This window comes from Streptomyces sp. AM6-12, from assembly GCF_044327085.1.
GTDB lineage: Bacteria > Actinomycetota > Actinomycetes > Streptomycetales > Streptomycetaceae > Streptomyces.
This window is the reverse complement of sequence record NZ_JBIQWN010000001.1, coordinates 1,360,694-1,378,173: the sequence shown is the minus strand read 5'-3', so window position 1 is coordinate 1,378,173 and position 17,480 is coordinate 1,360,694. Positions and strand designations below refer to the sequence as shown.

At 70.1% G+C, this 17,480-nt stretch carries 15 protein-coding genes and 2 riboswitches; of the genes, 9 read left to right on the top strand and 6 right to left on the bottom strand.

The window, feature by feature from the left end; translation table 11 throughout:
• From ACE4Q9_RS06220 to ACE4Q9_RS06205, 4 genes are read left to right on the top strand one after another with little or no spacing between them, the layout of a single operon-like run.
• The gene (locus tag ACE4Q9_RS06220; protein WP_397983214.1) at positions 1-1,149 is read left to right on the top strand and encodes an acyl-CoA dehydrogenase family protein; all 1,149 of its coding nucleotides are present in this window, start codon (positions 1-3) and stop codon (positions 1,147-1,149) included.
• Positions 1,146-2,222 (top strand): enoyl-CoA hydratase/isomerase family protein, encoded by a 1,077-nt coding sequence (locus ACE4Q9_RS06215; protein ID WP_397983213.1) that lies wholly within the window; start codon positions 1,146-1,148, stop codon positions 2,220-2,222. The genes ACE4Q9_RS06220 and ACE4Q9_RS06215 overlap by 4 nt, the downstream gene beginning before the upstream one ends.
• The gene (mmsB, locus tag ACE4Q9_RS06210; RefSeq protein WP_397983212.1) at positions 2,219-3,115 is read left to right on the top strand and encodes a 3-hydroxyisobutyrate dehydrogenase; all 897 of its coding nucleotides are present in this window, start codon (positions 2,219-2,221) and stop codon (positions 3,113-3,115) included. The genes ACE4Q9_RS06215 and mmsB overlap by 4 nt, the downstream gene beginning before the upstream one ends.
• Positions 3,112-3,921 carry an enoyl-CoA hydratase gene (locus ACE4Q9_RS06205; protein ID WP_397983211.1) on the top strand — a complete coding sequence of 270 codons (810 nt, stop codon included), beginning with the start codon at positions 3,112-3,114 and terminating at the stop codon, positions 3,919-3,921. The genes mmsB and ACE4Q9_RS06205 overlap by 4 nt, the downstream gene beginning before the upstream one ends.
• Positions 3,922-3,985: 64 nt before the next feature.
• Here ACE4Q9_RS06205 and ACE4Q9_RS06200 read toward each other — a convergent pair whose 3' ends face one another.
• Positions 3,986-4,330 carry a hypothetical protein gene (locus ACE4Q9_RS06200; RefSeq protein ID WP_397983210.1) on the bottom strand — a complete coding sequence of 115 codons (345 nt, stop codon included), beginning with the start codon at positions 4,328-4,330 and terminating at the stop codon, positions 3,986-3,988.
• Between the two features lie 378 nt (positions 4,331-4,708).
• Positions 4,709-4,856, top strand: a riboswitch (cobalamin riboswitch).
• 44 nt (positions 4,857-4,900) lie between these two features.
• Between ACE4Q9_RS06200 and ACE4Q9_RS06195 the strand changes: the two genes are divergently transcribed.
• Positions 4,901-5,116, top strand: coding sequence for a CbtB-domain containing protein (locus tag ACE4Q9_RS06195; RefSeq protein ID WP_177235135.1), 216 nt, complete (start codon positions 4,901-4,903; stop codon positions 5,114-5,116).
• A 31-nt stretch (positions 5,117-5,147) separates the two neighbouring features.
• Positions 5,148-6,020 (top strand): CbtA family protein, encoded by an 873-nt coding sequence (locus tag ACE4Q9_RS06190; protein WP_397983209.1) that lies wholly within the window; start codon positions 5,148-5,150, stop codon positions 6,018-6,020.
• An 86-nt stretch (positions 6,021-6,106) separates the two neighbouring features.
• Here the strand turns inward: ACE4Q9_RS06190 and ACE4Q9_RS06185 are convergent, their stop codons facing one another.
• Positions 6,107-6,703 carry a histidine phosphatase family protein gene (locus ACE4Q9_RS06185; protein WP_397983208.1) on the bottom strand — a complete coding sequence of 199 codons (597 nt, stop codon included), beginning with the start codon at positions 6,701-6,703 and terminating at the stop codon, positions 6,107-6,109.
• Between the two features lie 22 nt (positions 6,704-6,725).
• Positions 6,726-8,168, bottom strand: coding sequence for a short-chain fatty acyl-CoA regulator family protein (locus tag ACE4Q9_RS06180; protein WP_397983207.1), 1,443 nt, complete (start codon positions 8,166-8,168; stop codon positions 6,726-6,728).
• A gap of 210 nt (positions 8,169-8,378) precedes the next feature.
• Between ACE4Q9_RS06180 and ACE4Q9_RS06175 the strand changes: the two genes are divergently transcribed.
• Genes ACE4Q9_RS06175 through ACE4Q9_RS06165 form a run of 3 tightly spaced genes read left to right on the top strand, consistent with a single transcriptional unit; the run spans position 8,379 to position 11,969 of the window.
• Positions 8,379-9,887: an MmgE/PrpD family protein gene (locus ACE4Q9_RS06175; RefSeq protein ID WP_397983206.1), complete on the top strand. Its 1,509-nt coding sequence runs from the start codon at positions 8,379-8,381 to the stop codon at positions 9,885-9,887.
• A 2-nt stretch (positions 9,888-9,889) separates the two neighbouring features.
• Positions 9,890-10,795, top strand: a complete 906-nt coding sequence (gene prpB, locus ACE4Q9_RS06170; protein WP_397987135.1) for a methylisocitrate lyase — start codon at positions 9,890-9,892, stop codon at positions 10,793-10,795.
• 37 nt (positions 10,796-10,832) lie between these two features.
• Positions 10,833-11,969 carry a bifunctional 2-methylcitrate synthase/citrate synthase gene (locus ACE4Q9_RS06165; RefSeq protein WP_397983205.1) on the top strand — a complete coding sequence of 379 codons (1,137 nt, stop codon included), beginning with the start codon at positions 10,833-10,835 and terminating at the stop codon, positions 11,967-11,969.
• A 60-nt stretch (positions 11,970-12,029) separates the two neighbouring features.
• Here the strand turns inward: ACE4Q9_RS06165 and metE are convergent, their stop codons facing one another.
• The 3 genes from metE to aceB all read right to left on the bottom strand — a co-directional run bounded on the left by metE (position 12,030) and on the right by aceB (position 17,385).
• Complete coding sequence (metE, locus tag ACE4Q9_RS06160; RefSeq protein ID WP_397983204.1) at positions 12,030-14,348, bottom strand: 5-methyltetrahydropteroyltriglutamate--homocysteine S-methyltransferase; 2,319 nt, start codon at positions 14,346-14,348, stop codon at positions 12,030-12,032.
• Positions 14,349-14,516: 168 nt separating this feature from the next.
• Positions 14,517-14,739, bottom strand: a riboswitch (cobalamin riboswitch).
• Positions 14,740-14,926: 187 nt separating this feature from the next.
• Complete coding sequence (locus ACE4Q9_RS06155) at positions 14,927-15,796, bottom strand: 3-hydroxybutyryl-CoA dehydrogenase (RefSeq protein ID WP_397983203.1); 870 nt, start codon at positions 15,794-15,796, stop codon at positions 14,927-14,929.
• Positions 15,793-17,385, bottom strand: a complete 1,593-nt coding sequence (aceB, locus tag ACE4Q9_RS06150; RefSeq protein WP_397983202.1) for a malate synthase A — start codon at positions 17,383-17,385, stop codon at positions 15,793-15,795. The genes ACE4Q9_RS06155 and aceB overlap by 4 nt, the downstream gene beginning before the upstream one ends.
• Positions 17,386-17,480 lie beyond the last annotated feature (95 nt).

Sequence of the window (17,480 nt, the reverse complement as noted above, 5' to 3'; positions counted from 1 at the left end):
ATGACCACCACCCTGCTCACCGAGGACCAGCAGGCCCTCGTGGAGACCACCCTCGACTTCGCCCAGGACCATCTCGCACCCCGCGCCCTCGACTGGGACCGGGACAAGCACTTCCCCGTCGACGTGCTGCGCAAGGCGGCCGGGCTCGGCTTCGGCGGCGTCTACGTCCGTGAGGAGTACGGCGGTTCGGGCCTCAGCCGGGCCGACGGCGTACTCGTCTTCGAGTCCCTCGCCTCCGGCTGCCCGTCCATCGCCGGGTACCTCTCCATCCACAACATGGTCGCCTGGATGATCGACCGCTACGGTGCCGACACCCAGCGGGAGCGGTGGCTGCCCCGGCTGTGCGCCATGGAGGACCTGGCCAGCTACTGCCTGACCGAGCCGGGAGCCGGCTCGGACGCGGCGGCCCTCACGACCCGGGCCGTACGGGACGGCGACGAGTATGTGCTGACCGGCGTCAAACAGTTCATTTCCGGCGCGGGCGCTTCCCAGGTGTACGTCGTGATGGCGCGCACCGGCGGCACCGGCGCGGACGGTGTCTCCGCGTTCATCGTCGACAAGGGCGACCCCGGTCTCACCTTCGGTCCGAACGAACGCAAGATGGGCTGGAACGCCCAGCCCACCCGACAAGTGGTCCTCGACGGCGTACGGCTGCCCGCCGACCGGCTCCTCGGCCGCGAGGGCGAGGGCTTCCGCATCGCGATGACCGGCCTGAACGGCGGCCGCCTCGGCATCGCCGCCTGCTCCCTCGGAGGCGCCCGCAGCGCCCTCGACCGCAGCCTCGCCCACCTCGCCGACCGGGAAGCGTTCGGCGCCCGGCTGCTCGACGCCCAGGCACTGCGCTTCCGGCTCGCCGACATGGCGACCGAACTGGCCGCAGCCCGTGCCCTGGTCCAGCAGGCCGCGCAGGCGCTCGACCGGGGTGACCCGCAGGCGCCGTACCTGTGCGCCATGGCCAAGCGGTTCGCCACCGACACCGGGTACTCGGTCGCAGACCGAGCGCTCCAACTGCACGGCGGCTACGGCTACCTCAGCGAGTACGGCATCGAGAAGATCGTCCGTGACCTGCGCGTCCACCAGATCCTGGAAGGAACCAACGAGATCATGCGCGTCATCGTGGCCCGCGGCCTGACGGAGGCGCTCGGATGACCGCCACCGACGAACCCGTCCTGTTCCACACCACCGGCCGGGCCGCCCACATCACCCTCAACCGGCCCAGGGCCCTCAACGCCCTCAACCAGGAGATGGTCCGCCGCATCGACGCGGCCCTGACATCCTGGGAGCGCGACCCGGCCGTGGAGACCGTGGTCATCACGGGCGCCGGGGAGCGCGGCCTGTGCGCAGGCGGCGACATCCGCGGCATCCACGACGATGCCCGAGACGGCGACGGCATCGCCTCGGCCGCGTTCTGGCGCGACGAGTACCGCCTCAACGCCCGCATCGCCCGCTACCCCAAGCCGTACGTCGCGATCATGGACGGCATCGTGATGGGCGGCGGGGTCGGCGTCTCCGCGCACGGCAGCGTCCGTATCGTCACCGAGCGGTCGAGGATCGCCATGCCGGAGACCGGGATCGGCTTCGTCCCGGACGTCGGAGGCACTTACCTGCTCGCCCTCGCCCCCGGAGATCTGGGCACCCACCTGGCACTGACCGGCGCACAGATCGGTGCCGGTGACGCCCTGCTCTGCGGACTCGCCGACCACTTCGTACCGGCCGACGCAGTCCCGCACTTCGTCAGCGATCTCGCCGACCATCCCGTGCGAGAGGCGCTCGCCGGCCATGTACAGCCGCCGCCCCGAGGCGAGTTGGCCGGTCGGCGGGAGTGGATCGACGCGTGCTACGCAGCCGACACCGTCGAGGAAATCGTCGACCGGCTTCTCGCGCACGGCGACCCCGCTGCCAAGGAGGCCGCCGAGACCCTGCTGGCCAAGTCCCCCACCGCCCTGAAGGTCACCCTCGCCGCGGTGCGCCGCGCTCGGCGCCTCGGCCCGCTGGAGCGGATCCTCGACCAGGAGTACCGCGTCTCGTGCGCCGCCTTGCGCACCCCCGACCTGGTGGAGGGCATCCGCGCCCAGGTCATCGACAAGGACCGTGACCCGCACTGGTCGCCGGCCACCTTGGTCGAGGTGACCGAAGCCGACGTCGAACGCTTCTTCGCCCCGCTCGGCGAGCAGGAACTCGGACTCGCCGGACCCGACGCCGCCACGGAGGTGGACTGGTGAGCCGTACCGTCGCATTCATCGGACTCGGGCACATGGGCGCCCCCATGGCCGCCAACCTGGTCAAGGCGGGCCACCGTGTCCGCGGCCATGACCTGGTGCCGGACGCCCTGGACGGCGCCACGCGGACGGGGGTGGAACCCGCGTTGTCGGCGGTCGACGCGGTCGCCGACGCCGAAGTGGTCATCACCATGCTTCCCATGGGCAGCCACGTCCTGGACCTCTACGACACTGTCCTGACGGCGGCCCGGCCGGGCACTCTCTTCGTCGACTGCTCCACCATCGACGTCGCCGACGCCCGCACCGCCCATGAGCGTGCGGCGGCCGCCGGAATGCGGGCCCTGGACGCACCGGTTTCCGGCGGGGTGGTCGGAGCCGAAGCGGCCACGCTCACCTTCATGGTCGGCGGGGGAGAGGCGGAGTTCGCCGAGGCGCGGCCGCTGCTGGAAGCCATGGGTAAGAAGGCCGTCCACTGCGGCGGCGCCGGTGCCGGGCAGGCTGCCAAGATCTGCAACAACATGACCCTCGGCGTCTCCATGATCGCCGTAAGCGAGGCGTTCGTCCTCGGCGAGAGCCTCGGCCTGTCCCACCAGGCCCTGTACGACGTCGCCTCCACGGCGTCCGGGCAGTGCTGGGCGCTCAGCGTCAACTGTCCCGTCCCCGGACCCGTGCCGACCAGTCCCGCCAACAGGGACTACCGGCCGGGCTTCGCCGCCTCCCTCATGGCCAAGGACCTCGGGCTCGCGGCCAACGCGGTCAAGGCGGGCGGAGTACGTGCGGAACTCGGTCTGCGGGCCGCCGAGTTGTACGCCGCCTATGCAGAGCGAGCCGGTGCCACGGAGGACTTCTCCGGCATCGTGCGCACCATCAGGGACCAGAGCGGAGAACAGGCGTGACTGCGGAACCGGCTGTCGAGTACGAGACGATCCTTGTCGAGCGGAAGGGCCGTACCGCCCTGCTTACCCTCAACCGACCCAAGGCCCTGAACGCCCTGAACCTCCAGGTGATGAACGAGGTGGTGGCCGCCACCGAGGCCCTCGACCGGGACCCGGAGTGCGGCTGCATCGTGATCACCGGATCGGCGAAGGCGTTCGCGGCCGGCGCCGACATCAAGGAGATGCGGCCGCAGGGCTACATGGACATGTACCTCGCCGACTGGTTCGCCGCCTGGGACCGGCTCGGACAGCTCCGCACGCCGACCGTGGCGGCGGTTTCCGGATACGCCCTGGGGGGCGGCTGCGAGCTCGCCATGCTCTGCGACATCCTGCTCGCCGCCGACACGGCCGCCTTCGGGCAGCCCGAGATCAAACTCGGCGTCATCCCCGGCATCGGCGGCTCCCAGCGGCTCACTCGCGCGGTCGGTAAGGCCAAGGCCATGGAGCTGTGCCTGACCGGACGCACCATGGATGCGGAAGAGGCCGAGCGCGCCGGACTGGTCTCCCGTGTGGTTCCCGCCGACGACTTGCTCGGCGAGGCACTGGCAGTTGCCGAAACCGTGGCCGGAATGTCGCTGCCGGTGGCAATGATGGCGAAGGAAGCGGTGGGACGGGCCTTCGAGACCACGCTCACGGAAGGCGTCCGCTTCGAACGGCGGCTATTCCACGCGGTGTTCGCGACCGCTGACCAGAAGGAAGGCATGGGCGCCTTCATCGACAAGCGACCCCGGGGTTTCTCCACCGCTGATTCACGTGCGAAGGAGTAGGTCCTGTCCGCAGGGCAGAAGTCTGCCGTGAAGCCGAGTGCCGACCAGGTAGCTGCCCTGTCGTTCAGGAAGCCGGGTTCCTGTGGCGACGCAACAGCGCGGCGACCGCGCAGCGCAGGCAGTCCGTGCCCGGCTCCGATGCCCCACCGTCGGAGCCGGACTCCGGGGAGGTCGTCGCTTCAGCGCTCCGCTGCTCGCAGCACCGGTCTCGCGGTGCCATTATCAGCGTTTCCAGATCCTGCAGGAGCCGTTCGGTTCGTTTCGCCTCGAGGGAGAGCACACGTACGCGTGCGCTCTGTCCGCCGATCTGCCGTCGGCTGGCGACGAGTTGTTCGTACTCCTCCAGCGTGAGGGCGACCGCTTCGCGGCCCCCGAGGGTGATGTGGCGCGGTGTGAGACGTCTGGCCACTGGTTTCCTCCGCTCCTCGCCTAGGGGTTCGTGTTTCGCCGGCCAGATTCCTGTGCCATAGCTGTGACCCGATTCGCGTCGGTGTTCCGGAGAACGTGATTACGGCGGCCGATGGTTCCGTGGGGCTTGTGTTGGCCTGAAGGATTCAGGGCCCGGCTGAAACCGAGTGCACAGTTGTCACGGACGGGAGATCCGTATTCAGCAGCCACTTCGCAACTCGCCGCATACTAGTACGTATCTGGCCCGTAAGGTGGGTACGGGGATGGCCAAGGTCGGCGACGGGGTACGGGCCGGATGGTGCGGAACGGCTAGCCCGAAGGGGGATCGGGGCTACGCAGGGCGGCGGTGCGCAGGGCCACATCGTCTCGGCCACTTGTCTGATTGACGGACCATCTCAGGGGTCCGTACGCTCCCTTTGTAATGACGGCCTAAGGAAGCTGGTGAGATTCCAGCACGGTCGCGCCACTGTGAACAGACCCACTCAAGAGTGGGTCTGGAGTCAGACCCTGGGCCGTCGCGACGCTCCACTGAACTGAGGGACGCACGATCCCCTGAAGGAGGCTCACACCCATGAGCAGCATGTCCGCGCCCGCCGCACTTCCCACCCCGGTCGTCCTGCCGGCCACGAAGGCGGTGTTCTGGCTCGTCGGAACCGCTCTGATCGCGCTGGCCATCTACTACTTCATCGGTGTCGACCAGGGCGCCTACTCCGTCTTCGGCAAGGACATGCACGTCCACGAGTTCGTGCACGACGCCCGCCACTTCCTCGGCTTCCCCTGCCACTGACGAGAGCTAGCACGGACACGGACATCTGAACATGGAAAAGAGACTCATACTGCGCGGCGTCATCGCCGGCGCAGTCGCCGGTCTGCTCGCCTTCGTCTTCGCCCGGATCTTCGCCGAGCCCCAGATCAACAAGGCCATCGACTACGAGAGCGGCCGCGACGCCGCGCAGGAGGCTCTCGACAAGGCCGCCGGAATCCCGGTGGGGGCTCCGGATCCGGACATCTTCAGCCGGACGATCCAGGCCAACGTCGGTATCGGCGTGGGCATGGTGTTCTTCGGCATCGCCATGGGCGCCCTGTTCGCCGTCGCCTACGCCGTCTGCCTCGGCCGGGTCGGCAATCTGCGTCCCCGCAACCTGGCGATGCTGGTGGCTCTGGGCGGCTTCCTCGGCATGTACCTGGTGCCGTTCCTGAAGTACCCGGCCAACCCGCCGGCGATCGGACACCCGGACACGATCAAGGACCGCGGCAACCTCTACCTGGCCATGGTCGTCTGCTCGGTGGTCTTCCTCGTCGGCGCCGTCTGGCTCGGCAAGCGGCTCCAGCCGCGCTTCGGCAACTGGAACGCCACGCTCCTCGCCGGCGCCGGGTACGTCGTCGCCATCGGCATCGTGATGCTCCTGCTGCCGCAACTCGGTGAACTCTCCGCCAACGTGCACGAGTACGGCCACCACGCCACGGAGACACCCCTGCCCCTGACCAACTCCAAGGGCGCCATCGTCTACCCGGGCTTCCCGGCGGACGTGCTGTTCTCCTTCCGCTTCTACTCCGTAGCCGCTCAGGCGCTGCTGTGGGCGAGCCTGGGTCTCGTCTTTGCCCCCATGGCGGAGCGGCTGCTCGACCCGGCGATCAGGGCTTCGGCGAAGCCGGCGCCGAAGCAGCCGGAACCTGTCGGTGCAGCATGACGTGCTCGGCAGCATGAGGCACCAGAGGGCCACGCCGCTCCAACGAGGCGTGGCCCTCAGGCTTTTCTAGGTGCCCGCCTCCTGCTCTACAGCGCCGCGTTGTCTCCCTGCGCCGAGGCGACAAGGGGCCTGCCGAGCCGTAGGTTCCAGCGGCCGGATCGCCCGCTCAGTTCCGTGGCCGTCAATGGCGCCACGTCGAGCCTCCAGAAAGAAGCCTCCGGCAAGCCCAGTGCAAGCGTCACCGCGGCCCGGATCACCTCGGGCTCGACCACGGCGACCGTACGGCCGTCCATGTGCTGCGCGGACTCCAGCCAGCGCCTGACCCGCTCGCACATGTCCCGCACCGACTCACCGCCGTGTGCCGCCCAACCAGGGGCGGTGAGCCAGTGCCCCACAGCCTCCGGCTCGGCCGCTCCCACCTCGTCGAGGGTGCGCCCCCGCCAGCGGCCCACGTCCAGGCCGCCCAGCGCCGGTGTCTCCACGCCGTCGAGGCCGAGCGCCGCCGCCGTCTCCCGGCAGCGCACACTCGCGGACACGAGCACACGCGCGGGGGCTGCCAGCGATCCGGCGGCCTCACGGGCGCGGGCCGCGCCGATGTCGTCGATCGAGTCGCCGTCGTAGAAGCGGGCCTGCCGCAGCGACGGGCTCGTGGCGGGCGAGACGAAGGTGACACGGCTGGTCACGTGGCTGCTCCTGCTGTCGGTTTCATGGGGTGCTGCTCTCCACGGCGTACGGCACGTACGTGCGCCGGTCCGGGTCGATGGCGAGGCGTCCGCCGGCCGGGGGCCTGGCGCGCTGGGCGCAGTCGCGGCGTTCGCAGATCCGGCAGCCCAGGCCGATTCGGGTGGCGGCGCGCGGGTCGTCCAGGGCGATGCCCTCGGTGTAGACGAGCCGGTGTGCGTGCCGCAGCTCGCAGCCGAGGGCGATGGCGAACTCGGCGCGCGGGGCGTGGTGGCCGAACCCGCCGCGGGTGATGGTCCGCGCGACCCAGAAGTACCGTTTCCCGTCCGGCATTTCGGCGACCTGCGTCAGTATGCGGCCCGGTGCGGAGAATGCCTCGTACACCGTCCACAGCGGGCAGGTGCCGCCCATGCGGGAGAAGTGGAAATCGGTGGCCGACTGCCGCTTGGAGATGTTGCCGGCCCGGTCCACCCGCAGGAAGGAGAACGGCACGCCCCGGCTTCCCGTGCGCTGCAGCGTGCTCAGGCGGTGGCAGACCGTCTCGAAGCCGACGCCGAAGCGGGCCGAGAGCAGCTCGATGTCGTACCGCAGGTCCTCGGCCGTCGCGTGGAAGGCCGCGTAGGGCATCAGCAGGGCGCCGGCGAAGTAGTTGGCCAGGCCGATGCGGGCGAGGGTCCGGGACTCCGGTGAGGTCAGCTCGGTGGCGCGCTCGGCGAGTTCTGTGAGCAGCGGTCCGTGCTCCAAGAGTGCGAGTTGAGTGGCTAGTTGGAAGGCGCGCTGGCCGTCGCTGAGCCAGGGGGAGAGGAACAGCAGTCCGGTGTCGGGAACGAAGCGTCGCGCGTCGCCGGGCTGACCCGAAGCGGACTCGATGATGCGGACGTGATGCCGCTCGGCGAGCAGCGCGGTGAGAGGGTCGGCTGCTTTGCCCGGCCGAAGATCCAGCGCTTCGGCAATCCGTTCGGCTTCGGTGTCGAGCGGCTCGAAGTGGTTGTGGTGGGCGTAGAAGAAGTCCCGCACCTCGTCGTGCGGCTCGGCAGGAGGCAGCAGGCCGCCGGCCGGTCCCGGGGATCCCAGCGCGGCGGCCTGTTCGACCGTGTCGCGATAGCGGCGGTGCAGGGCCACCAAGGCGTGGGCCACCTCCGGGTGGTCGCGTGCCGCCTCGGTGACCTCCTCGGCGGCGGGCAGCGGCACCCCGCACGCCTCGTCGGCGAGCGCGGCCCGCAGATCGGCGGCGAGCCGGTCTTCGTCGGTCTCCGAGAAGAACTCCGCGTCGACCCCGAAGACCTCCGCGATCCGCAGCAGCACGGATGCGGTCAGCGGACGCTGGCTCTGCTCGATCTGGTTGGCATAGCTCGTTGAGATGCCGAGAGCACGGGCCATGTCGACCTGGTTCATACCGTGCTCACGGCGCAGCCGACGCAGCTTCGCATGAGCGTAGACCTTGCGGTCGGATGCTCCTCGTGCCATGGCGCACATCCTTGTCGCAAGCGGTGAGGGACGACATCGGGACACTGACTTCTTGCGAAGATAGCATCCGCGTTATTCGCAGAATTCGCAGATTCGCAGGTCTGAGCTGTAGAGATTCCGCAGATTGGAGAGGTGGCCGGGCAGCCGCGAAACGGGCACTGTCGATCACGTCAGCACCGAGCAGGACCGTCTGCACTTGCGAGGAGTCCCGTGATCGAGCACCACGTCCGTGTCCACCCCAGCGCCGACCGGCTTCCGCGCGAGGACCAGCTCGCCTGGAAACTGGCCGCCGTCGCCACCGGCACCGAAGAACTGGACGCCGACAGCACCGCGATGGCAGTCAACCGGGTGATCGACAACGCCTCGGTCGCCGTAGCCTCGCTGCTGCGCCGACCGGTCGCCGTCGCCCGCGCCCAGGCCACCGCGCACCGCACGGCCACGGCCGGCGCCTCCGTCTTCGGTACCCCCGCCCGGGTCTCCCCGGAATGGGCGGCCTGGGCCAACGGCACCGCCGTGCGCGAGCTGGACTTCCACGACACCTACCTGGCCGCCGACTACTCCCACCCCGGCGACAACATCCCGCCGGTGCTCGCCGTCGCCCAGCACACCGGCCGCACCGGAGCTGATCTGCTGCGCGGCGTCATCGCCGCCTACGAAGTCCATGTGGCCCTGGTCAAGGGCATCTGCCTGCACGAGCACCGCATCGACCATGTGGCGCATCTGAGCGCGGCCACCGCCTGCGGCCTGGGAGCCCTGCTCCGGCTGCCGACGGAGACGGTGTACCAGGCCATCCAGCAGGCCGTGCACACCACCACCGCGACCCGGCAGTCCCGCAAGGGCGAGATCTCCAGCTGGAAGGCGTACGCACCCGCCTTCGCGGGCAAAGCGGCGATTGAGGCCGTCGATCGTGCCATGCGTGGCGAGACCTCGCCCTCGCCGATCTACGAGGGCGAGGACGGCTTCCTGGCCTGGATGTTGAACGGCCCCGAGTCCGACTACACGGTTCTGCTGCCGGAGCCGGGCGAGCCGCGCCGCGCGATCCTCGACACCTACACGAAGGAACATTCCGCCGAGTACCAGGCCCAGGCGATCATCGACCTCGCCCGCCGCCTGCGCGACAAGACCGGCCCGCTGGAGAACGTGCGCTCGGTGGTTCTGCACACCAGCCACCACACCCACCACGTCATCGGCTCCGGTGCGAATGACCCGCAGAAGTACGAACCCACGGCCAGCCGGGAGACGCTCGACCACTCGGTGCCGTACATCTTCGCGGTCGCACTGGAGGACGGCGCCTGGCACCACGAGCGCTCCTATGCGCCCGAGCGCGCCCGACGCCCGGAGACCGTGGAGCTGTGGCGGAAGATCACCACGGTCGAAGACCCGGTCTGGACCCGGCGGTACCACGACCCCGACCCGGACCGCCGGGCCTTCGGCGGACGTGCGGTGATCACTCTCCACGACGGCTCGGTGATCGAGGACGAGCTCGCGGTGGCCGACGCCCACCCGGCAGGTGCCCGACCCTTCGACCGCCCCGCCTACGCCGGCAAGTTCCGCACCCTGGCCGAGGGCATCGTCACACCGGCCGCGCAAGATGCCTTTTTGGATGCCGCCGAACATCTGGCCGACCTGGCCACGGACGACTTGGGCCGGCTGTTCCCGGGCGTCGACACGGAGGCCGTCGCCGCGCACGACGCGAGCCTGCCGAAGGGTCTCTTCTGATGGTGCTGCACACCCGGACCACGTCCGCCGAGCGCCGCCGCGCATTCCGCGAACAGCTCGCCTCCGGGCGGCTCTTGCGCATGCCCGGTGCGATCAGCCCGCTGTCGGCCCGGCTGATCCAGGACACCGGCTTCGACGCCGTCTATCTCTCCGGCGCCGTCCTCGCCGCCGATCTGGGGCTGCCCGATATCGGCCTGACCACCTCCGCCGAGATCGCCGCGCGAGCACAGCAGACGACCAGGGTGACCGACCTGCCCGTCCTCGTCGACGCCGACACCGGGTTCGGCGAGCCCATGAACGCGGCCCGCACCGTCCAGCTGATGGAGGACACGGGCCTGGCCGGACTCCATCTGGAGGACCAGGTCAACCCCAAGCGCTGCGGCCATCTCGACGGCAAGACCATCACTTCCCGCGAGGAGATGGTCCGCCGCCTCCGGGGCGCCGTCGATGCCCGCCGGGACCCGGACTTCCTTCTGATGGCCCGCACCGACGCCCGCGGGGTCGAGGGCCTGGACGCGGCAATCGACCGGGCGAAGGCGTACGTCGACGCCGGCGCGGACGCGATCTTCCCTGAAGCCCTTGCCGGCGAGGCCGAGTACGAGGCGTTCCGTCAGGCCGTCGACGTGCCCCTGCTCGCGAACCTCACCGAGTTCGGCAAAACCCCCCTACTGAATACCCGCACCCTGGAGAACCTCGGCTACAACATCGCCCTCTACCCGGTGACGCTGCTGCGCATCGCCATGGGCGCGGTCGAGGAAGGACTGCGCACGATCGCCGCCGAGGGCACCCAGGAGTCCCTGCTGCCCCGCATGCAGACCCGCTCCCGCCTCTACGAACTCCTTGGCTACGAGGAGTACTCGGCCTTCGACTCGGCCGTCTTCGACTTCACGCTTCCGCCCGGAACCTGACCGCGTCCGGCACCTGACCCACGAAGGCAGGCACTCCATGACCACCTCCGCACCTGAGATCCACCGCGGTCTCGCCGGTGTCGTCGTCGACACCACCGAGATCTCCACCGTCGTCCAGGAGACCAACTCCCTGACCTACCGCGGCTACCCGGTCCAGGACCTGGTCGCCCGCCGCTCCTTCGAGGAGGTCGCCCACCTGCTTTGGTACGGCGAACTCCCCGACGACGCACAGCTCCGCGACTTCCACGCCCGCGAGCGCGCGCTGCGCCCTCTGGACCGCACCACGCTGGAACTGCTCACCCGGCTGCCCGACACCTGCCACCCGATGGACGTGCTGCGCACCGCCGTCAGCTTCTTCGGCGCCGAGGACCCCACCGAGGACGACGGCAGTCTCGCCGCCAACCGCGGCAAGTCCCTGACTCTATTGGCCAAGCTGCCCACCGTGGTGGCGGCCGACCAGCGCCGCCGCCGGGGCCTCGCCCCGATCCCGCCGGACCCCGGCCTCGGGTACGCGGAGAACTTCTTCCACATGTGCTTCGGCAGCGTGCCCGACCCCGAAGTGGTCCGCTGCTTCGAGATCTCCCTCACGCTGTACGCCGAACACAGCTTCAACGCCTCGACGTTCACCGCCCGCGTCGTCACCTCCACGCTCTCCGACCTCTACAGCGCGGTCACCGCCGCGATCGGCGCGCTCAAAGGCCCGCTGCACGGCGGCGCCAACGAGGCCGTGATGCACATGCTGAACGAGATCGGCGACCCGCAGCGCGCCGAGGCGTGGCTGGACGAGGCGCTGGCGTCCAAGCGGAAGATCATGGGCTTCGGCCACCGCGTCTACAAGCACGGCGACTCCCGCGTCCCGATCATGCAGGACGCCCTCGACCGGCTGGTGGCACGTGCCGCGGATCCCGAGGTGACCCGCATGGCCACCCTGCACGCGGCCTTGCGGCACGCGATAATCAGCCGCAAGGGAATCCATCCGAACCTGGACTACCCGGCCGGCCTCGCCTACCACCTCATGGGCTTCGACACCCCGGCCTTCACTCCGATCTTCGTGATGAGCAGGATCACCGGCTGGACCGCGCATATCACTGAGCAGCTCGCCCACAACGCGCTGATCCGCCCGCTGGCCTCCTACGACGGTCCGGGTCAGCGGGCGGTGCCGGGCGCCGCGTAGCCGTCTGCTGGCACGACGGGGCCAGGACGCTGGTGGCGTCCCGGCCCACGGGGACCGGAATCAGGCGGTGGGCAGTTCACCGCGGACGGTGCGGGCCGCGGCGACCAGGTTCTCCAGGGACGCGCGCGTCTCCGGCCAGCCGCGGGTCTTCAGGCCGCAGTCGGGGTTGACCCAGAGTCGCTCGGCAGGGATGGCCTTCAGGCCGGTGCGGAGCAGTTCAGCGGCCTCCTCGGCGCTCGGCACCCGGGGGGAGTGGATGTCGTAGACACCCGGTCCTGCCTCGCGAGGGTAGCCGTGGGCGGCGAGTTCGCGGGCGACCTGCATGTGGGAGCGGGCGGCCTCCAGGCTGATGACGTCGGCGTCGAGGTCGTCGATGGCCTGGACGATGTCGCCGAACTCGGCGTAGCACATGTGCGTGTGGATCTGGGTGTCCGGACGGACCCCGGCGGTGGTGAGCCGGAACGCCTCCGTCGCCCAGGCCAGATAGGCGGCCCGGTCCGCGGCGCGCAGCGGCAGGGTCTCGCGCAGCGCGGGCTCGTCAACCTGGATCACCGAGGTACCGGCCGCCTCCAGGTCGCCCACCTCGTCGCGCAAGGCGAGGGCGACCTGGCGGGCGGTGTCCCCGAGGGGCTGGTCGTCGCGGACGAAGGACCAGGCGAGCATCGTGACGGGTCCGGTGAGCATGCCCTTGACCGGGCGGTCGGTGAGGGACTGCGCGTACGTCGTCCAGCGCACGGTCATCGGCTCGGGCCGGGAGATGTCGCCGGCCAGGACCGGCGGCCGGACGTAGCGTGTGCCGTACGACTGGACCCAGCCGTGCTGGGTGGCGAGGTAGCCGGTGAGCTGCTCGGCGAAGTACTGGACCATGTCGTTGCGTTCGGCCTCGCCGTGGACCAGGACGTCCAGGTCGGCTTTCTCCTGGAAGGAGATCACCTCCTGGATCTCGGCCTTGATGCGCTCCTCGTAGCCGGCCGTGTCGATGCGTCCGGCGCGCAGGTCGGCGCGGGCGGTGCGCAGTTCGCCGGTCTGCGGGAAGGAGCCGATGGTCGTGGTCGGCAGCAGGGGCAGGCCGAGGTGGGCGCGCTGGGCGGCGGCCCGTTCGGCGTACGGCTGGGAGCGGCGGGCGTCGGCGTCCGTCACGGCCTCGGTGCGGGCCCGGACGGCCGGGTCGTGGGTGATGGGGGAGTTCGCGCGGGAGGCCAAGTCGGCGCGGTTCGCGGCGAGTTCGGCGGCGATCGTGTCGGTGCCCTGGGCCAGGCCCTTGGCCAGGGTGACGATCTCGGCGGTCTTCTGCCGGGCGAAGGCGAGCCAGCGCAGGATCTGCGGCTCGATGTCCCGCTCGGCTGCTGCGTCCAGCGGCACGTGCAACAGCGAGCAGGAAGCGGCGACGTCGACACGGTCGGCGAGTCCGAGGAGGGTGCCGAGCGTGGACAGGGACTGCTGCAGGTCGTTGATCCAGATGTTGCGGCCGTTGACGACTCCGGCGACCAGGCGCTTGCCGGGCAGTCCGCCGACGGCGGCCAGCGCCTCCAGGTTGGCTGCCGCCGATTCGGTGAAGTCCAGCGCGAGGCCCTCGACCGGCGCCTTGGCCAGAATCGGCAACGCGTCGCCGAGCCGGTCGAAGTAGGAGGCGACCAGCAGCTTCGGCCGGTCTTCCAGAGCCCCCAGCTCGCGGTAGACGCGCTCGGCGGCGTTCAGCTCGGCCGGCGTGCGGTCCTGCACGAGGGCGGGCTCGTCGAGCTGCACCCACTCGGCGCCCGCCGCGCGCAGATCGGCGAGGACCTCGGCGTACACGGGAAGCAGCCGGTCCAGGAGGGTGAGCGGCTCGAAGTCGGCGGGCACGCCCGGAGCGGGCTTGGCGAGCAGGAGGTAGGTGACCGGACCGACCAGGACGGGGCGTCCGGTCAGCCCCAGGGCGAGGGCCTCCTTCAGCTCCGCGACCTGCTTGGCCGAGTTCGCGCTGAAGACGGTGTCCGGGCCCAGCTCGGGGACGAGGTAGTGGTAGTTGGTGTCGAACCACTTGGTCATCTCCAGCGGAGCGACCTCCTGCGTGCCGCGCGCCATGGCGAAGTAGCCGTCCAGCGCGTCGGCGTCGACCGCTGCGCGGTGCCGGTCGGGGATCGCGCCCACCATGACGGTGGTGTCGAGGACATGGTCGTAGTACGAGAAGTCGCCCGTCGGCACCTCGTGGATGCCGGCCTCGGCGAGTCGCTGCCAGTTCGTGCGACGAAGGCCGGTGGCGGTGGCGCGGAGGGCGTCGGCGGTGACGCGGCCCTTCCAGTAGCCCTCGACGGCCTTCTTCAGTTCCCGGTTCTGGCCCTGGCGGGGGTAGCCGTACACGGTGGCCCGTGCTGCCGCGGCTGCGGACTTGCTGGTCACGGAGATCTCCTTCGCGAGATGAATCCCTGAGATCCCGGGGACGGGACGAGAGCGCGAAGGGAATGACGAACCGGACGGCAACGACCCCGCGCGGCAAGAGCACGGTCGTTCGTCTGGTATGTACGCCGACCCGCCCTCGAGGTCACCGGAATCTCCGCGCACGGAATGGTCCGTACGCGGGCAGTTGGCAGGTCTTCGGACTCGCGGGCACGTCCTCCCTCATGGAGGACACCTACTGGCCGTCGCTTCCCAGGCCCGGTACCTCGGACCCAGTGCGTATGACGGCGGTCGTTCCCGCTCACCGCTGCGGGGCAGTCCCGGATTCCCACCGGGTTCCCTCTTACGACACCCCGCCTGGCGGACGGGGCGAACCAGCTGCTGTGGTCAGCGTACGGGGTGGTGCCGCAAAAGGAAGAGAGCCGTCCAGCATCCGGAAGGTGTGACACGGCCCTTCAGCGGCGGAACGCCGAAGGGCGGGAAGCGCCGCACATGCGCTTCCCGCCCTTCCCCTTGCGCCGTCACTGGGACCCTCGGCCCGGCGCCGGTGCGGGCCCCTCAGCCCGCGTCGTGGCAGGCCCTCAGTCCTGGCCGTAGGTGTGGAACCCCCGGCCGGTCTTCCGGCCCAGAAGGCCCGCCTCCACCATCCGCTGGAGCAGCGGCGGTGGTGCGTAGAGGGGTTCACGGAACTCGTCGTACAGCGACTCCGCGATGGACGCGACGGTGTCCAGGCCGATCAGGTCAGCGAGTTTCAGCGGACCCATTGGGTGCGCGCAGCCCAGCTCCATCCCGGCGTCGATGTCGGTAGCTGTGGCGAAGCCCGACTCCGCCATCCGGACCCCGGACAGTAGATAGGGGATGAGGAGGGCGTTGACGACGAAGCCGGCCCGGTCCTGAGAGCGGATGACCGTCTTGCCGAGGGTGCGGGTGGCGAAGTTCTCGACCACCGTGGTCGTCTCGGCTGATGTGTGCAGGGAGGTGACGACCTCGACGAGCGGCAGGACGGGGACGGGATTGAAGAAGTGCAGCCCCACGACCCGGTCCGCACGCTGGGTCGTCATGCCGAGCCGCATGATCGGGAGGGATGAGGTGTTGGTGGCGAGGACGACCCCCGGGTCCGTGACGATCTTGTCGAGGGCGGCGAAGACCTCGGTCTTGGCGTCCGGGTTCTCGATGGCGGCCTCGATGACGAGCTGCCGGTCGGCGAGGTCGTCCAGGCTGCCCGTGAAGACCATCCGGGCGAGCGCGTCGTCTGCCGCCGCCTGCTCCAGCTTGCCTCGCCGTACCGCCCGGTCGAGTGACGCGGCCACTCGGTCCCGTGCCGTGCGGGCGGCGACCGCGTCCACCTCGCACACCATGGTGTCCAGCCCGGCCCGTGCGCAGACCTCGGCTATGCCGGCGCCCATTTGCCCGCCGCCGACCACGCCGACGCGTGCGATGTTCGCGCTCACGCCTGCACCTCCGGCCGGTGCACGAGGTGACGGGTATAGGCGTCCGGCGTGAAGAACAGCGGCAGCTCACCGGTCATGGCGGTCCGTTCGAAGAGGGCGCGGATGTCCTCGACGGGCGCCCACGGGTACTCGGCGCCGAGCGCGGCGGCCTCGTCGTCGAGCAGCTCCGTCACCGTCTCCCGGTCGATCACCCGGTGCCGCAGCCACTGCCAGATTTGCACGCGGGCGATCTCGGCGGTCGCCGCGTCCTCCATTAGCCCGTCGAGCGCGACCGCGCCCTGACCGCGCAGCCACGCGGCGTAGTACCGCAGCGCCACGGAGATGTTCGTCCGAACCCCGTCAGGGGTGGGCGGGCCGCTGATCCGGCGCACGGACAGCAGGTCGGTCGGGGGGACCTCGACATCGTCGCGGGTCCGGTCGAGCTGGTGCGGCCGTTCGCCGAGGACGCCGTCGAAGACCTCACGGCAGACGGGCACGAGTGCGGGGTGGGCGACCCAGGAGCCGTCGAAGCCGTCCTCGGCCTCCCGTTCCTTGTCCAGCCGGACCTTGGCGAAGGCTGCTTCGTTCGCGGCGGGGTCCTTGCCGGGGACCTGGGCGGCCATGCCGCCGATGGCGTGGGCGCCGCGCCGGTGGCAGGTACGGACGAGGAGTTCGGTGTACGCCCGCATGAAGGGCGCGGTCATCGTCACCTTAGCGCGGTCGGGCAGGAGGAAGTCGGTGCGGTGGCCGAAGGTCTTGATGAGACTGAACAGGTAGTCCCAGCGGCCGGCGTTCAACCCCGCGCTGTGGTCGCGCAGTTCGTAGAGGATCTCCTCCATCTCGAACGCGGCGGTGATGGTCTCGATGAGGACCGTGGCGCGGATCGTGCCCTGGGGGATGCCGAGCAGATTCTGGGCGAGGACGAAGACGTCGTTCCAGAGCCTGGCCTCGTACCGGTTCTCCAGCTTCGGGAGATAGAAGTACGGGCCGTACCCGGCGTCGATCTGCCGCTGGGCGCAATGGAAGAAGTACAAACCGAAGTCGACGAGGGCGGCAGGCACGGGCCGGCCGTCGTACTCCAGGTGCTCCTCGTCGAGGTGCCAGCCACGGGGCCGGACCATGATGGTGGCGAGCTGTTCGCCGAGCCGGTACTCCTTGCCCTCGGGCGTGGTGAAGTCGATCCGGCGCTCGATGGCGTCGAGCAGGTTGAGCTGTCCGCCGACGATGTTTTCCCACAGGGGTGCGGTGGCGTCCTCGAAGTCCGCCATCCACACCTTGGCCCCGGAATTCAGCGCGTTGACGGCCATGCGGCGGTCCGGTGGACCGGTGATCTCCACGCGGCGGTCGGTCAGACCAGGCGCGGGTGCCGCCACCCGCCAGGACGGGTCGTCACGGACGGCGGCGGTGACCATGGGGAACTCGAGAGGCGAGCCCGACGCCAGTCGCAGTGCCTGCCGACGGCGTTCCTTCATGAGGTCCTGCCGGCGCCCGCCGAACGCGGCCACGAGGTGGCCGACGAAGTCGAGTGCGGCGGGGGTGAGGATCTCGTCGTGCCGGGGACCGGGGGCGGCGAGGACACGGACGTGGTGGGTGAGGGCGGTGGTGGACATGGGGCTCTCCTGAGGGATGGGAGCGGAGGGGGCGGAGACGGGTCGTCCCCCTCCGCTCGTCCGAGGGCCGGCCGGACGGCGGACGTCCGGCCCGG

Coding starts and splice junctions, on each gene's coding strand:
- ACE4Q9_RS06220 (WP_397983214.1), top strand. CDS start 1: ATGACCACCACCCTGCTCACCGAGGACCAGCAGGCCCTCGTGGAGACC.
- ACE4Q9_RS06215 (WP_397983213.1), top strand. CDS start 1,146: ATGACCGCCACCGACGAACCCGTCCTGTTCCACACCACCGGCCGGGCC.
- ACE4Q9_RS06195 (WP_177235135.1), top strand. CDS start 4,901: ATGAGCAGCATGTCCGCGCCCGCCGCACTTCCCACCCCGGTCGTCCTG.
- ACE4Q9_RS06190 (WP_397983209.1), top strand. CDS start 5,148: ATGGAAAAGAGACTCATACTGCGCGGCGTCATCGCCGGCGCAGTCGCC.
- ACE4Q9_RS06180 (WP_397983207.1), bottom strand. CDS start 8,168: ATGGCACGAGGAGCATCCGACCGCAAGGTCTACGCTCATGCGAAGCTG.
- ACE4Q9_RS06165 (WP_397983205.1), top strand. CDS start 10,833: ATGACCACCTCCGCACCTGAGATCCACCGCGGTCTCGCCGGTGTCGTC.
- aceB (WP_397983202.1), bottom strand. CDS start 17,385: ATGTCCACCACCGCCCTCACCCACCACGTCCGTGTCCTCGCCGCCCCC.